Genomic DNA, 1,128 nt, shown 5'->3' with positions numbered 1-1,128 from the left:
TAGCTCCACCGACCCGTGATCGTGTGCCCCCATCCCCGTTCCCGCCCCTCTTCGCTCTTCGCTCTTCGTGTCGTTAAGGTCACCCTAGCCTCGCGCTTTCATGAAGCGGGCTGTCCGGCAGGCGGTCAGGAAAGCAGAAAGTGCCTCTGACCAGCAAGAATGAGGATTGTCGAGGTCCTTGTTCCTGCCACCGCCGGAGGCACTTTCCAGGTGAAGCACTCTATCGGTTCCTATCCCCGTGTCCGCGTTCAGGACGACGGCCGCCAGGTCGTCTCCCAGGCCGGGTCGGTCCTGCTGGTCGAGACGGTCCGCAAGACCGGCCTTGACCAGGTCATATCGACAGCTCTGGCGCCGTGGCGCAAGCCGCGGGCCGTCCACGATCCCGGCAAGGTCCTCCTGGATGTCGCCCTGGCGGTCGCACTGGGCGGGGACTGCCTCGGGGACGTTGCGATGCTGCGGGCCGAGCCGGCCGTTTTCGGTCCGGTCGCCTCCGACCCGACCGTCTCCCGCCTGATCGACACCCTCGCCGCCTCCGGCGAGAAAGCTCTGCAGGCGATCCGGTCCGCACGCTCCGAAGTCCGCGACCGTGTCTGGTCGTTAGCCGGTGAGAGGGCCCCGGACGCCGACGCTCAGGTCACCGTCGATCTCGACGGCGTCCTCGTGGTCGCGCACTCCGAGAAAGAGGACGCGGCCGCGACCTGGAAGAAGACCTACGGCCATCACCCTTTGACGGCCTTCGTCGACCACGGCCCGGGCGGAACCGGCGAGCCGGTCGCGGCCCTGCTCAGGCCGGTGAACGCGGGCTCGAACACGGCTGCCGACCACATCAGCACCGTCCAGCTCGCCCTGGCCCAACTGCCCAAGCGCTACCGGCGAGGACGGCAGACGCTGATCCGCACGGACTCCGCCGGCGGCACCCACGACTTCGTGTCCTGGCTCGCCAGGCGAGGACGCTGGCTGTCCTACTCGGTCGGCATGACGGTCACCGAAGTGATCCACGAACATGTGCTGAAGGTCCCCGCCCCGGCCTGGACAGCGGCCGTCGAGACTAACGGTGAGGTCCGTGACGGGGCCTGGGTCGCCGAGCTCACCGGCAGCCTGCTGGACGGCTGGCCGAAGGGGATGCGG

The 1,128-nt window shown here is 68.4% G+C and carries 1 protein-coding gene; it reads left to right on the top strand.

Going from position 1 to position 1,128, the window contains the following annotated elements; all coding sequences use genetic code 11:
• Nucleotides 1-210: 210 nt before the first annotated feature.
• Nucleotides 211-1,128, top strand: a 918-nt coding sequence (locus LCE31_RS39775; protein WP_225023172.1) for an IS1380 family transposase, incomplete at its 3' end; no start/stop codon positions are given.

Origin of the sequence: Streptomyces sp. 8L, assembly GCF_020176795.1 — a bacterium.
Classification (GTDB): Bacteria; Actinomycetota; Actinomycetes; order Streptomycetales; family Streptomycetaceae; genus Streptomyces.
Note: the sequence above shows the minus strand (reverse complement) of the source record. Positions and strands in the feature narration are given on the sequence as shown.